14 protein-coding genes, 1 pseudogene and 1 riboswitch are annotated in these 13,006 nt (G+C 73.0%); of the genes and pseudogenes, 8 read left to right on the top strand and 7 right to left on the bottom strand.

Features of this window, described 5'->3' with window-relative positions; genetic code table 11:
* Window positions 1–107: 107 nt before the first annotated feature.
* From BUE44_RS18960 to BUE44_RS18970, 3 genes are read left to right on the top strand one after another with little or no spacing between them, the layout of a single operon-like run.
* Window positions 108–884, top strand: a complete 777-nt coding sequence (locus BUE44_RS18960) for a maleylpyruvate isomerase family mycothiol-dependent enzyme (protein WP_073500001.1) — start codon at window positions 108–110, stop codon at window positions 882–884.
* Between the two features lie 32 nt (window positions 885–916).
* The gene (locus tag BUE44_RS18965; protein WP_143172529.1) at window positions 917–1,579 is read left to right on the top strand and encodes a hypothetical protein; all 663 of its coding nucleotides are present in this window, start codon (window positions 917–919) and stop codon (window positions 1,577–1,579) included.
* Window positions 1,580–1,588: 9 nt separating this feature from the next.
* Entirely contained in the window at window positions 1,589–2,026 is a 438-nt protein-coding gene (locus tag BUE44_RS18970; protein WP_073500004.1) for an ankyrin repeat domain-containing protein, read from the top strand.
* 33 nt (window positions 2,027–2,059) lie between these two features.
* Here the strand turns inward: BUE44_RS18970 and alc are convergent, their stop codons facing one another.
* From alc to BUE44_RS18985, 3 genes and pseudogenes are all read right to left on the bottom strand, one after another.
* A complete protein-coding gene (alc, locus tag BUE44_RS18975) occupies window positions 2,060–3,316 on the bottom strand; it encodes an allantoicase (RefSeq protein ID WP_079189867.1) in 1,257 nt (418 codons plus the stop codon).
* A gap of 82 nt (window positions 3,317–3,398) precedes the next feature.
* Window positions 3,399–4,337 (bottom strand): LysR family transcriptional regulator, encoded by a 939-nt coding sequence (locus BUE44_RS18980; protein WP_073500008.1) that lies wholly within the window; start codon window positions 4,335–4,337, stop codon window positions 3,399–3,401.
* A gap of 59 nt (window positions 4,338–4,396) precedes the next feature.
* Window positions 4,397–5,382: pseudogene (locus BUE44_RS18985) on the bottom strand (AraC family transcriptional regulator).
* A 178-nt stretch (window positions 5,383–5,560) separates the two neighbouring features.
* Here BUE44_RS18985 and BUE44_RS18990 point away from each other — a divergent pair.
* Window positions 5,561–6,067 (top strand): anthrone oxygenase family protein, encoded by a 507-nt coding sequence (locus tag BUE44_RS18990; protein WP_073500010.1) that lies wholly within the window; start codon window positions 5,561–5,563, stop codon window positions 6,065–6,067.
* 31 nt (window positions 6,068–6,098) lie between these two features.
* A riboswitch (ZMP/ZTP riboswitch) is annotated at window positions 6,099–6,183 on the top strand.
* Between the two features lie 63 nt (window positions 6,184–6,246).
* Complete coding sequence (locus BUE44_RS18995) at window positions 6,247–7,404, top strand: phosphoribosylaminoimidazolecarboxamide formyltransferase (protein ID WP_073500012.1); 1,158 nt, start codon at window positions 6,247–6,249, stop codon at window positions 7,402–7,404.
* 21 nt (window positions 7,405–7,425) lie between these two features.
* Here BUE44_RS18995 and BUE44_RS19000 read toward each other — a convergent pair whose 3' ends face one another.
* Both BUE44_RS19000 and BUE44_RS19005 read right to left on the bottom strand, forming a co-directional pair.
* Window positions 7,426–8,343, bottom strand: a complete 918-nt coding sequence (locus BUE44_RS19000; RefSeq protein ID WP_073500014.1) for a crotonase/enoyl-CoA hydratase family protein — start codon at window positions 8,341–8,343, stop codon at window positions 7,426–7,428.
* A gap of 26 nt (window positions 8,344–8,369) precedes the next feature.
* The gene (locus BUE44_RS19005; RefSeq protein WP_073500016.1) at window positions 8,370–8,942 is read right to left on the bottom strand and encodes a helix-turn-helix domain-containing protein; all 573 of its coding nucleotides are present in this window, start codon (window positions 8,940–8,942) and stop codon (window positions 8,370–8,372) included.
* Between the two features lie 111 nt (window positions 8,943–9,053).
* Between BUE44_RS19005 and BUE44_RS19010 the strand changes: the two genes are divergently transcribed.
* The 3 genes from BUE44_RS19010 to BUE44_RS19020 all read left to right on the top strand — a co-directional run bounded on the left by BUE44_RS19010 (window position 9,054) and on the right by BUE44_RS19020 (window position 11,291).
* On the top strand, window positions 9,054–9,731 hold the full coding sequence (locus BUE44_RS19010) for an AzlC family ABC transporter permease (protein WP_235002250.1): 678 nt from the start codon (window positions 9,054–9,056) through the stop codon (window positions 9,729–9,731).
* Window positions 9,728–10,051, top strand: coding sequence for an AzlD domain-containing protein (locus BUE44_RS19015; protein WP_073500019.1), 324 nt, complete (start codon window positions 9,728–9,730; stop codon window positions 10,049–10,051). Before BUE44_RS19010 ends, BUE44_RS19015 begins: the two co-directional genes overlap by 4 nt.
* 145 nt (window positions 10,052–10,196) lie before the next feature.
* Window positions 10,197–11,291, top strand: coding sequence for a phosphatidylinositol-specific phospholipase C domain-containing protein (locus BUE44_RS19020; RefSeq protein ID WP_235002253.1), 1,095 nt, complete (start codon window positions 10,197–10,199; stop codon window positions 11,289–11,291).
* 121 nt (window positions 11,292–11,412) lie between these two features.
* Here BUE44_RS19020 and BUE44_RS19025 read toward each other — a convergent pair whose 3' ends face one another.
* Together BUE44_RS19025 and BUE44_RS19030 are read right to left on the bottom strand one after the other, a co-directional pair.
* A complete protein-coding gene (locus BUE44_RS19025; protein ID WP_073500021.1) occupies window positions 11,413–11,802 on the bottom strand; it encodes a nuclear transport factor 2 family protein in 390 nt (129 codons plus the stop codon).
* A gap of 184 nt (window positions 11,803–11,986) precedes the next feature.
* Window positions 11,987–12,904 (bottom strand): L,D-transpeptidase family protein, encoded by a 918-nt coding sequence (locus tag BUE44_RS19030; protein ID WP_235002254.1) that lies wholly within the window; start codon window positions 12,902–12,904, stop codon window positions 11,987–11,989.
* Between the last annotated feature and the right edge of the window lie 102 nt (window positions 12,905–13,006).

Genomic DNA, 13,006 nt, shown 5'->3' on the forward strand with positions numbered 1-13,006 from the left:
CAGTCAGGGTTGGGCAAAACTGCCGTAATCGGTCACCATGGCAGCCGGCTTGTCGGACTCGCCCGCGACCGGGTTGGTTGTCGGTGTTCGCTGCTACAACGGAGCCCATGACGACTTCGCCGGCGCCGCGGTTCGATGAGTGGCTGGACTTGATAGCCGAGCGGTCCGCCGCACTGCGCTCCGCCGCGCGTAAGGCGCCCTCCGACGCCAGGATCCCGGCCTGTCCGGACTGGACGGTGCCGGACCTGCTGGCCTACGTCGGCGGGATCCAGCGCTTCTGGGCCGCCGCCGTCGCGGCCGGCCCCGCGACCCGACCGCCGTCGGACGGCCAGGTGCCGGACCGGACGCCGACCGGTGAGGTGCTGGAGTGGTCGGCGCAGTCCACAGCGGCGCTGCTCGCCTCGTTGCGCGCCGCGGGTGCGGACTCGCCGTGCTGGACCTGGTGGGCGGACTCGGGCAACGCCTCCACGGCGGGCGCGGTCGCCCGGCACCACGTGCAGGAGGTCGCGGTCCATGTCAGGGACGTCCAGGACGCCACAGGCGTCCCCGAACCGCTGCCGTCCGGACTGGCGATGGATGCTGTCGATGAATTCCTCCACATCGGTTTCGGCTCGATGGACGGTTGGCCGCACTCCCCCGCCCGGGTCGCGCTGGTCGCGGACGAGGGCCGGTCCTGGACGCTGATCCTGGACGCGACCGGCGCCTCCGCCGTCCGCAGCGCCGCGGGCGAGGGCCGGCCCGAGGCCGACGCGACCGTGTCGGCCCCGGCGAGCGATCTGCTGCTCGCCCTCTACCGCCGGGCGCCCTGGGACGGCGGGACCCTGCGGGTGACCGGGGACGCAGCCCTCGTACGGCAGTTGGTGGTCTGGCCGCCGGTCGACTGAGGACGTACCGTCCTGATAAAGGGGTGATGCCCATGTCAGGTCGAGCGTGGCAAGCGGCCGGTGTGACGGGTGGGGCTCTGCTGTTGGTTGCGGGCTGTGCCTGGGGCGGCCACAAGGACCCGCCGGCATACGCCGATCCCACCGAAGCCCCCGGCCCACCGGTCGGCAGCATCGAACACCCCCGTCCCGTCGACTGCACGGACGGTGCGACTCCGCCGCCGAGCCGGATCACCGAGCCGGCCCAGCCGAACGACCCGACCGCCACCGCCGGCCGCCCCTGGTCGCCGCCCGCCTCGCCGTCGGCCGGCGCGGGGCACAACGACGTCACGGTCGGCCCGCTGACGCTGGAGGGCCTGCGCGGCCTGTCCGGTGGCGACCAGGACGCCCATGGCGTGCACAATGCCGATGGCTGGCACTATCTGATCGCCGCATCCGTCCGTGACGGCGGGGCGGTGACCGTCACGATCGGAGCCGAGCAGCGCGCCCGGGCAGGTCTGGAATTCGGCGGCAGCCAGAGCATGGCTCCCGCGCCCGCGGTGACCTTCTACGCGTGTGCCGATGCGGCGACCTCCTATCTCGGCGCCTTCTTCGTGGCGGGTGACGGCAGGGCGTGCGTGCCGCTGGACATCCGGGTGGGTGACGCCGCGCCGCAGCGAGTGGTGATCTCCTTCTTCGACGGCCGGTGCCCTGCATAGGGTGGGCCTATGACCGAGCCGACCCCTGGGCAGCGTCCCGAGCCCGACGACGAGCAAGAGCCCGCCCATGACCCCGAGGTGCTGCAACTGGCGGGGCAGGTCTTCGATCTCGCCCGCGAGGGCGACACCGCGAAACTCGCCGCCTACATCGACGCCGGCGTCCCGGCGAATCTGGCCAACGACAGCGGCGACACGCTGCTGATGCTTGCCGCCTACCACGGACACACCGACACCGTCAGGTCACTGCTCCAGCGCGGCGCGGAGACCGACCGGGCCAACGACCACGGTCAGACCCCGCTGGCCGGTGCGGTCTTCAAGGGCCACCGGGACGTGATCAGCGCCCTGGTCGAGGCCGGCGCCGACCCGACTGCCGGCGCTCCGTCCGCCGTCGACGCGGCCCGGCTGTTCGGCAAGGACGACCTGCTCACCCTTTTCCGCATCGGGTGACCCTCTCCGGGCCGAGCGGGACATGACGTCCGGTCAGGCTATGTCCGCGGCGCGGCGGGCGAGCCTGTCCGCACCCCGCTCGGTCAGCGAACCGTGGAGCCGCAGCCGCGCTATTCCCCCGTCGGGGAAGATGTCGATCCTGACGTGGGTGGCCGGCCGGGCATCGACCAGGAACCGATGGACCGTGTCGGGCTGCAGCCGCACCCGGTCCAGCAGCCGGACCCAGCCCGTGCCATCTCCCGCGCGCTGCCCGCTTCCTGCCGGCTCCGCGCCGTCGGTCGCGCCGCCCTCCGCGACTGCCGCGCCGTCCCGGGTCCACAGCTCCGCCCAGCCCGCCGCATTGCCCTTGAGATATCCGGTGTCGATCTCGACGGCGCGGATCTCGCCCTGCTCCACCAGCCGGTAGCTGATCCAGTCGTGCCCGCTGTCGCGGCGCCGCCTGGTCTCCCAGCCCTCGTCCATCTTCTGCGAGCGGCCCGGCAGGATGGTGTGCTCGGGCGGTGAGTAGAAGCGGTCGGAGGCGTCCTCCACCGCCCCGCCGTTCTCCAGCGCGACCAGGTCGAACGTCCCGAGCCCTGCCAGCCACGCGGGGTCCGGGACCACCTCGCCCAGCACCCGCAGCCGCGCTATGCCCCCGTCGGGATGCTGCCGAAGCCTCACATGCGTGAAGCGGCGCTCCACATGCACCGCGAAGGCATTCTGCGCATGGCCGCCGACCGGGCTGCGCGCTATCACCTCGGTCCAGGGCAGCGCCGGATCCAGCAGTTCCTCCGGGGAGGCCGACGGTGACGCGGCCACCGCCTCCACCGACACCGCATGCGGGTAATTCCCCCGGAAGTGGGCGGTGTCGACCACGATCGCACGGATCACCCCGGGCGTCCCCAGCCGGATCAGCGCCCAGTCGTGGTCGGTCGGGGCGGGGTGCGGGACCTCCGCGGACGCGCCGCGCCGCCGCCTGGTCTCCCAGCCGTCCATGATCTTGCCCTTGTGCCCGAAGCGCTCGGGATCGAAGACCGCGAGGCCCCGCACGAGAAGATTCTCCCGCTCGGCGAAGAACTCGTCATTGGCCGCGATCACCCCCGCACCGAGCCGGCGGTCGGCCAGGTCCGAAAGTCCGGCGAGCCCTGCCGCGCCCAGGTCCGTACTTCGGTAGTCGGCGAACGGATTGCCCCCCGCGTAGGGAGGCGCATCCCCCGTGAAACTCGTCAGCGCCGTGAACGCCGCCCCCACACCGGCGCCCCCCGCGCTCGCACCCGCAACCACCGCTGTGCTCGCCCCTGTGCTCGTCATCGCCTGTCCGCCTCTCTCTCGCGTGCTCCGATCCGTTCTGCCTCAACTCTCCGCTCCCACGATCGTTCACGTCCATCGAAACTTACTGAACAGAACTTTCAGTTGAGCTATACAATGGGTCGAGGTCGGCGGCCTGCCGTAGCGCGTCCAGCGTCCGACGCAGCAGCGGCGCGTCCTGGGCTCCGCCGCGTACCGCCCCGACGATCCGGCGCCGCGGCCGGTCCGCCTCCAGCGCCCGGACCACCACCTCCTGCCGCAGGCCGCCCGCGGTCGCCATCCGCGGCACCAGTGCGATTCCCATACCCGCCGCGACCAGCGAGAAGATGGCAGGCCAGTCAGCCGCCGCATGTGCCTGCTCGGGCACGAATCCGGCGTCGGCACAGGCCGCGAGGGTCAGGTCGCGCCACGGCCCGCGACTGCCGAAGATCCACGGCTCCTCCGCGAGCTGCGCCAGCCGCAGCGCGGGCGCGGCGGCCAGCGGGTGGCCGGGCGGCAGCGCGATGTCGAGCGGGTCGGTGAGCAGCGGGAAGACCACGAAGCGCGGGTCCCCCGCGGTGGGCGCGTCGACCGCGAGCGACAGCGCCAGATCGACGTCGCCGGCGGCCAGTTGCTCGTAGACCTCGGCGGCCTCCGCCTCCCGCACCGACACGGTGATGCCGGGCGAGCTGCGGCGCAGCAGCGCCACGGCGGGCACCACCAGCCGGGTGATCGCGGTGGCGATGGTCCCGATCCGCACCACGCCCGCCTCGCCCTGCACCCAGCCGTCAATCTCGGCCCCGGCGCGTTCGAGCTGCGCGAAGACGATCTCGGCGTGCCGCAGCAGGACGTGGGCGGCTCCGGTGAGCCGCACGCCCCGGCCGCGCGCCTCGATGACGGGTGTGCCGACCTGCTTGGACAGCGCGGCCAGCTGCTGCGACACGGCCGACGGGGTCATTCGCAGCGCACCCGCCGCGGCCGTGACGGTGCCCGTGTCGTGCAGTGCGCGCAGGATCTGCAGTTTGCGGAGGTCCCAATCCTTCATGCAGCCAGCCTAAACATTTACCGGCCGAACGTTCTCCCTATGCGAGAGACGCACTGCCGTCAGCAAGCCGCCGCGGCGCGCTCCCGGTGCTGCTGCGGGCTCACCCCTCGGACACGCTTGAAGGCCGCGCTGAGCGCGAAGGGGCTGCCATAGCCGACCTTGCGGGCGACGGAGGCGACGGTGGCGTCGGGCTCCCGCAGCAAGTCGGCGGCCAGGGACAGGCGCCAGCCGGTCAGGTAGGCCATCGGCGGTTCGCCGACCAGGTCGGTGAACCGCCGGCCGAGCGCGGCCCGCGACACGCCGGTCCTGGCGGCCGGGTCCGCGACGGTCCAGGGGTGCGCGGGGTCGTCGTGCAGCAGCCGCAGGGCCGGACCCACGACCGGGTCGGCCTGCGCGGCATACCAGCCGGGGGCGGCGGCCTCCGGCCGGGCGAACCAGGTCCGCAGCACGGCGATCAGCAGCAGGTCGAGCAGCCGGTCGAGCACCACCTCCTGGCCAGGCTCGTCCCGGACGATCTCGTCGCTCAACAGCGCGGGCAGCGGGCTGGACCAGGCGTCGCCCGCCAGCACCAGGACGGGCGGCAGCGCCGACAGCAGCCGGCTGCTGATCTCGCCACGCATCTGGTAGGTCCCGCTGATCATCACGGCGGACGCGGGCGATCCGCGGTCGGTCCCGGCGCCGGGTGCGACCACCGCGTCGGGGTCGTCCCCCAGGTCCGCACACCGAGGTCCATCTCGTCGCACAATTCGGTGCCGCCGACGTCCGTGGAGACCTGACCCGGCCTGATGACGATCCGCGGCTCGGTCTCCCGGTCGCCGGCCACGACGTACGGCTCCGGCCCCCGGATCACCGCGATGTCGCCGGGGCGCACCGGTCGCGCCCGGCCGTCGTCGGTCCGGATCCAGGCGTCGCCCCTGACCATGTACACCAGTGTCAGCGGCGCCAGGTCGGCGATCCTGACCGACCAGGGCGGAGCGAGGACCGACCGCAGCAGGAACGCGCCACGTGCCCGCGGACCGTCGAGCAGGTCGGCCAATGCGTCCATGGACCACAGCCTAGGCGTGGACGCCCGCATATGGGGATGAGCTTTTCAGCGATGGCCGAGCCGCGCGCCGCACGGATTCACTGAGCCCATGACGCAGCAGACGCCTCCCGCACCCCTCGCCCCCGGCCCCTACGTCCCGGCACCGCATCCCGCACACCGCCCGATCCGAGGAAGTGCCATGAACGGCGATCTCCGCAGCCTGGTGCTGCTTGCCGCCACGCTCACGACCGGCCTGATGGCCGGGCTGTACTTCGCCTTCTCCGTGGCCGTGATGCCCGGTCTCGCGCGGGCCGGCGACCGCGCCTTCATCGAGACGATGCAGCGGGTCAACGTGGCGATCCTGAACGGCTGGTTCACCCTCGCCTTCGGCGGCGCCCTGGTGCTGGGTGTGCTCGCGGCGGTGCTGCACCGCGGCGGGGAGGGGCGGCCCGCCCTGCCGTGGATCATCGCCGGCGTGGTGCTCTACACCGCCTCGCTGGTGATCACGATGGGCTTCAGCGTGCCGCTCAACAACCGCCTGGCGGACGCGGGAGCACTGGAGCGCATCCACGATCCAGCGGCTGTACGCGCGCAGTTCGAGTCCGCCTGGGTGCACTGGAACATCGCGCGGACGCTCGTCACCACCGGCGCGCTCGGCTGCCTGGCGTGGGCACTGCGGGCGGCGGGCGCCAGTGGTCGCGCGTGACACGCCGTCGCGCGCCGGCTCCGCTAGAGTCGGTGGCGGTCGCGACTGGCGAGGGTGGACCACCACCGGGGAGCGGCCGTCCGCATCCGTGAGCGTCGACCGCCTGGGCGCCTCCCGTCAGCGCAGCCCGTCCGCCCCGTCCTTGCGGGGCCGCGGGCTCGGACCGAGGAGGCCGGGACGTGGAACTGCGGTACGGAACCAACCCTCAGCAGCACACGGCGAGCGCCGCGCCGGTGAGCGCGGGCGCATGGCCGGTCCGGGTGCTCAACGGCGAGCCGTCGTACATCAACCTGCTGGACGCGCTGAGCGGCTGGCAGCTGGTCAGGGAGGCGGCCGGGGCGCTGGGGCGGCCCGCGGCGGCGTCGTTCAAGCACGTCTCGCCGGCGGGAGCCGCGCTCGCCGGCCCGCTCGACCCCGCCACCGCCGCCCTCTACCGCGCCGATCCCGATGCCGGCCCGCTGACCAGCGCCTACGTACGCGCCAGGGACGCCGACCCGAAGTCGTCCTACGGTGACTTCGCCGCCGTGTCGCACCCGGTGGACGAGGAACTGGCCGCGCTGCTGGCCCATGTGGTCTGCGACGGCGTCGTCGCGCCGGGCTATGCGCCGGGCACGGTGGCCGCCCTCAGCCGGAAGAAGAAGGGCCGCTTCCTGGTGCTGGAGGCGGACCCGCAGTTCGTGGCGCCGACGCAGGAGGACCGCGAGGTGCACGGGCTGCGGCTGACCCAGCAGCGCGACGACGTACCGCTGCACGCGTCGCTGCTCGATGACGTGGTGTGCGGCGGACCGCTGCCCGAGGCCGCCGTGGAGGACCTGCTGCTGGGGCTCGCCGTGGTGCGCTACACCCAGTCCAACTCGGTGTGCTACGTCCGTGACGGCGTCACGCTGGGCATAGGAGCCGGGCAGCAGGCGCGGGTGGACTGCACACGGCTGGCGGGGCTGAAGGCCGACAGCTGGTGGCTGCGACGGCATCCGGCGGTTTCGGCCCTGGACTTCGCGCCCGGTATACGCCGCCAGGACCGCGTCAACTGGCACGTGCGCTTCATCGAGGGGGACATGACCGACGACGAGCGCATCCGTTTCGACCGGGCGCTGGTGGCCCCCGCCGACCCCCTCACCGACGCGCAGCGCCGGGAATGGGGCGCCCGGCTGACCGGTGTGGCCTTCGCGTCCGACGGGGCCCTGCCCTTCCGCGACAACGTCGACCACGCGGCCCGCCACGGGGTGCGCTGGATCGCCGAGCCCGGCGGATCCATCCGTTCGGGTGACGTGGCGGAGGCCTGCCGCGAGCACGGCATCGCCCTGGCGCACACCAGGCTGCGGCTCTTCCGGCACTGACCAGGCCGCGGCCCGGCCCCGTCAGCCGCCGTAGGCGCCGTGCCGTCCCTCGCCGGCGGCGAAACGGGCCGCACCCCTGGCCGCCTCGGCCAGCGAGATACGGCCGTGGGCCAATTCCACGGCCAGGGCGGCGTCCTCGGGCAGGCCCTGCCCTTCGAGCAGGGCCAGGCGGTCGTGCCGCAGACAGGTCTGCGGGAAGGCGGCGATCTGCGCGGCGAGCTGCTCGGCGGCGGCACGGGCGGTGCCCGTGGGGACGACGCGGTCGGCGAGACCGATGGCCAGTGCCTCAGCCGCGTCGACCGGGCGGCCGGTGAGGACCAGGTCCATGGCGCGGCCCGCCCCGATCAGCCGCGGCAGCCGTACGGTGCCGCCGTCGATCAGCGGGACGCCCCAGCGGCGGCAGAAGACGCCGAAGATCGCGGACTCCTCCGCGACCCGCAGGTCGCACCACAGGGCCAGTTCGAGGCCGCCCGCCACGGCGTGGCCCGACACGGCGGCGATGACCGGCTTCCCGAGGCGCATCCTGGTCGGCCCCATCGGACCGTCGCCATCCGCCACGTTACCCCCGTGTGCCGCCGCGTGACCATGTGCCAAGTCTTCGCTATGGACCGAGCCTTCGCCATACGCTGAGGCTCCGCTATGTACCGAGCCCAGGGTGTCCGCGGCAGCGATGTCGGTGACGCGGTTGCCGCGGTCGGTGCCGATGGCCTTGAGGTCCGCGCCCGCACAGAAGGTGCCGCCCTCGCCCCAGAGCACCGCGACGGCCGCTTCGTCGTCGGCGTCGAAGGCGCGGAAGGCGTCGGCGAGCGCCCGTGCGGTGGGGCCGTCCACGGCGTTGCGGGCCGCGGGCCGGGACAGCACGACGGTGGTCACCGCGCCCTTGCGCACGGTCCGCACGGTCGGCCCACGGCCGTCCCGCGGCTGGGATGGTTGCGGCATGGTGGCGGCTCCGTCCGGCCTGCGGATCAGCGGTGCTCCGAGACGAGCACCGCGAGGGTGTCCGGCTCCAGCGCCCGGAAGACGTGGGCGAGGTCGCCCGGATAGGCGACGTAGTCGCCGGGGGCGAGTTCGACCGGGTCCTCCGCGATGCCGACCAGCGCGCGGCCGGTGCTGAGCACCACGTGCTCGACGACTCCGGGCATGTGCGGGTCCGACTCGCGGGCGGTGCCGGGCTCGGCGGACACCAGGTAGATGTCGCGCCGGGTGTGGGGCGGGGACGAGGCGAGGAGGGTGGCGACGTAATCGGCGCGTTCCGCCCTGAAGGCGGGGCCTTCGCCGGCCCTGATGATCTGCACCCGGGGCCGCGGTGGTTCCACGAGCTGGGCGAACGGGACGTCGAGGGTGACGCTGAGCGCCCACAGCGTCTCCACGCTCGGATTGCCGGTGCCGGATTCGAGTTGCGAAAGTGTCGACTTGGCGATGCCTGCGCGGCGGGCGACCTCGGCGAGCGACAGGCCCGCGCGCCGCCGTTCGCGTTGGAGCGAGGCGGCTATGACGGCACGCGGGGGTCCGCCGGGAGAGTTCTCGTCGTGTGCCACACCCGCTCCTTCGTTCGCCACAGAAGTCGATGTGTTCGTCTTGACGAACGACTTCCTCGGTGTTCAGTATAGGCGGCGATGCGTTCGATATGGCGAACAAAAAGAGCGTCAATGTACGGACTGACGCCGGATGTTGCCCTGGTGTGCGCCGCCGACGCGGTGGTCGGCGCCTCCTTCGGCGCCATCGCAGTCGGGCTCGGCCTGCCCCCCTGGCTGCCGATGCTGATGTCGGTGGTTGTCTTCGCCGGGGCCGCGCAGTTCCTCTTCGTCGGCCTGGTGGCCGCGGGCGGCAGTCCGATCGCCGCTGTCGCCGCCGGCTTGCTGGTCAACGCCCGTCATGTGCCGTTCGGCTTCGCAGTGGGCGACGTGTTCGGCACGGGATGGCTGCGGCGGATCGTCGGCAGCCACCTGATGGTCGACGAGACAGTGGCCTTCACGCTGGCGCAGCACGAGCCGGCGCGCCGGCGTACGGCGTACTGGCTCTGCGGGACCGGGCTGTTCCTCAGCTGGAATGCCGGCGTGGTGCTGGGCACCTATGGCGGGCAGGCGGTGGGCGACACCGACGCCCTCGGTCTCGACGCGGCCTTCCCCGCGGTGCTGCTCGCGTTGCTGCTGCCGTCGCTGGGGACGCCGCGGACCCGGCGGGCGGCACTCGCGGGGGCACTGATCGCGCTGGCCGTGACCCCCTTCCTGCCCGCCGGCCTGCCCGTACTGCTCGCGTTGGCCGGCGTCGCGGTGGCCGGGGCGGAGCGCGACGGGCAGTCGGTCGCCGCCGGGAGCCCGCAATGAGCAGCGGAACCGACCTGGTCGTCGCCACCGCGGTCCTGGGCGCGGGCACCTTCGCCTTCCGCTTCGCGGGTCCCGTGCTGCGCTCGCGGGTGGCGCTGCCCGCCCGCGCGGAGCGGTTGCTCACGGTCGCGGTGGTGGTGCTGCTCGCCGCCCTGGTCGCCACCTCGGCACTGACCGACGCGCACAGCTTCGCAGGACCCGCCCGGCCCGCCGGAGTGGCGGTCGGTGCGCTGTGCGCCTGGCGCAAGGCCCCCTTCCTCGTGGTGGTCCTCGCCGCGGCGGCGACCACGGCCGCTCTGCGGCTGCTCGGCATGCCCTGAACCCGCGGGCCGCGGGATCGGCGGCAAGGTGGCCGAACTCAGAGGTGACAGCAGGAATGCAGGCCGTGTTACGTGTCATGTCTCCGTCGCTTCATACGCGGACGTCACCGTCCTGACGGAGAGCCACCCCCACAGGAGGACACCCGTGACCGGTCCGCTGACCCGCCGTTCGACGTTCCGCCCGCGCGCCATCGCGCGCACCGCCGCGCTCGGCGCGCTCGCCGCATGCCTCGCCTTCACCGTGGCCGGCCCCGGCAGCGCGTCGGCTGCCGACACCGGCGCGCTGCCGTTTTCCGGCACCACCACGTCCGGGCTGCACAACACCTACGACCCCGCCGCGTTCAGCTACCTGGCGCAGGCCCTGGACTCGGGCACATCCATGATCGAACTGGACGTGTGGGACGACTTCCTGACCCAGGAATGGAAGGTCAGCCACTCCAACCCGACCGGGAACAGCAACAACTGCGTCAACGCCTCCTCCGCGGCCCAGCTCTACACCGGCGGGGCGAACAAGAACCTCGAGAGCTGCCTCGACGACGTGCGGGTGTGGCTCGGCGCGCATCCCGGGCACGGCCCGCTGATCATCAAGCTGGAGATGAAGGCGGGCTTCCAGGCCACCTTCGGGATGAGCCCGGCCAAGCTCGACCAGTCCATCAGCGCCCATCTGGGCACCCTGGTGTTCAAGCCGAACGACCTGCTCAACAAGCCGGGCGGCGGGCAGTACGCCACCCTCGACGCGGCCGCGAGCGCCGGCAACTGGCCCACCCGCGCCCAGCTCGCGGGCAAGGTGCTACTCGAGGTCATCCCCGGCACGGTCGAGGAGGCCAACCCCACCGACTCGCTGTGGACCGACAGCGAATACGCGGGCTACTTGCGGGACCTGCACAACCAGGGGAAGACCGCGCAGGCGAACGTCTTCCCGTCGGTGCACAACGCCCAGGCGGGTGACCCCAGGACGCGCTACTCGGACACCTCCCTGCGGCCGTGGTTCGTGGCCTTCGACGGCGACGCCGCCACGTATCTGAACGGCAGTATCGACACGGGCTGGTACGACACCCACCACTACCTGCTCTTCATGACGGACTCGCAGAACGTGGCGCCCGCCCTGGACGACGTGAACCCCGCGCCGGCCGACGCCCAGGCCAGGGTCGCGCAACTCGCCAAGGCACACGCCACCGTGGCCTCCAACGACTGGAAGGGCCTGCCCCAGGTCCAGTCGCTGGTGCTGCCGCGCGGCTGAGCCGGCCATCCGGCGATTCGCCGCCCCTGACAGCGCCCCGCGGTGGTCGGTCCGCCGCGGGGCGCACGGGCCGATCCGCACGCGGGCGGCGGGACCGCGGGCCCGGCCGGCTCCGCCGGGGCTACGCCTCGGGGCCCGGCCGGCAGGCGGTCGGGCTGAGGTGCACCGCCGCGAGCTTCCAGTCGGCGCCGTCCGCGACGATCATCTGGGTGACGCGGAAGTGGCCGTCCGCGTCCCGCCCGTCGTAGATGCTCTGCTGGCCCTGCACACCCACCGCGATCGCCGCCCGCCCGTGCCTGCGGACCGTGACCTCTTCCCAGGTGAAGTCGTCGTGTATGAGCGCGCCGGAGGCATAGCGGTCGATCCACTGCTTCTTGTCCAGGACGAAGCCGTGCGGACCCACCGCGGTGAAGTCGTCGGTGAGCAGCGCGTCCAGTGCGGCGACGTCGCCCAGCCGCTCGGCTTCGGTCCACCGCCGCGCGAAGTCGGCCAGCCCCCGGTCGTCGTCCATGCCGTTGCCTCCATTGCACGCGGGGAGAGTCGGACGATCCCTCTTGCCCTCTAGACTCCCGCAACGGCACGGATGTGACATCGACCTGCGGTAGGTCTTCCGCCTACTCCCGCGGTCAGCGCCGGCACCCTGATGGCGTACTCCCCCGGGAGTAACGGCCGGTGCGCGCCCCGCGACGGCGGGCTCAGGTCGCCAGCGAGCCGCGGTCGCCCATGACGATCACCGGGTGGTCGGCGGGCAGAAGGGTGTGCAGCAGGTCGACCATGTGGGCGGCCGAGATGCTGACGCAGCCGTGGGTCGGGCCGCCGTGGTCCACGTGCACCCAGATGCCTCCGCCGCGGCCCGCGCCCAGCGGCTGCGTACTGTCGAGCGGCGACCTGCCGGGGACGCGGTTGTAGTCGATCGCGATGACGTAGTCGAAGGCTTCGTCGAGGGGTTCGCCGTCGAAGCCGACGCCGCCCGCCCGGAAGTCGGCGGATTGATGGTACGGCAGCTTCGCGCCGGGGTCGGGGTCGAAACCGCCCGCGTCGCTGAGCGTGTACACCCCGATGGGGCTGTGCAGGTCGCCCACGTGGTGCCCGGCCGTCCAGCCGCGCAGCGCGTTGTGCGCGGCCCAGGCCGTGCCCGGACGCCAGCGGCCGGTACCGGTCCTGGTCCACAGGGTCACCACGGTGTCGGAGGAATTCTTCGCCTTGCCAGAGGCGACGAGCACCTGGCGGGTGGTGGCGGGGATCGCCGCGCGGGTCCTGGGGCCGAGACCGGCGATCGTCGCCGACGAGCCGTCGGGGGCGGCCTGGTTCGCGTGCGCCGCGGCAGCGCCGGGCGGTGCGGAAGCGCCCGGCGCACCGGCGTTCGCACGGCCCGCGGTGTCCGCGGCAGCGGTGCCGCTGTGCCGGGCCACGACCGCGTAGCCGGCGCCCACCATCGCGAGCCCGGCCACGCCGACCGCCACCAGGGCCATCGTGCGCCGCCTGCGGCGGGGCCGGCGGTGCCGGTTGCGGTCGCGCCCTTCGGCGTCGCGGTCGCGGCCGCCGTCGGCGTCGGGACCGTTCGCCGGTGTCGGCCTGCGGTCGGCATATGCGTCGGAGGGTGTGGCACTCATCGGCATGATCCTCGCAAACACCCGGTTCTCATCCGTCACCCAGCCCCCACAGACGCCCGATTCATCCCGCACATCCGCATTTCGTATGCCTCGTAAGAGCGG

The sequence above is a fragment of the Actinacidiphila paucisporea genome (assembly GCF_900142575.1).
Lineage (GTDB): Bacteria > Actinomycetota > Actinomycetes > Streptomycetales > Streptomycetaceae > Actinacidiphila > Actinacidiphila paucisporea.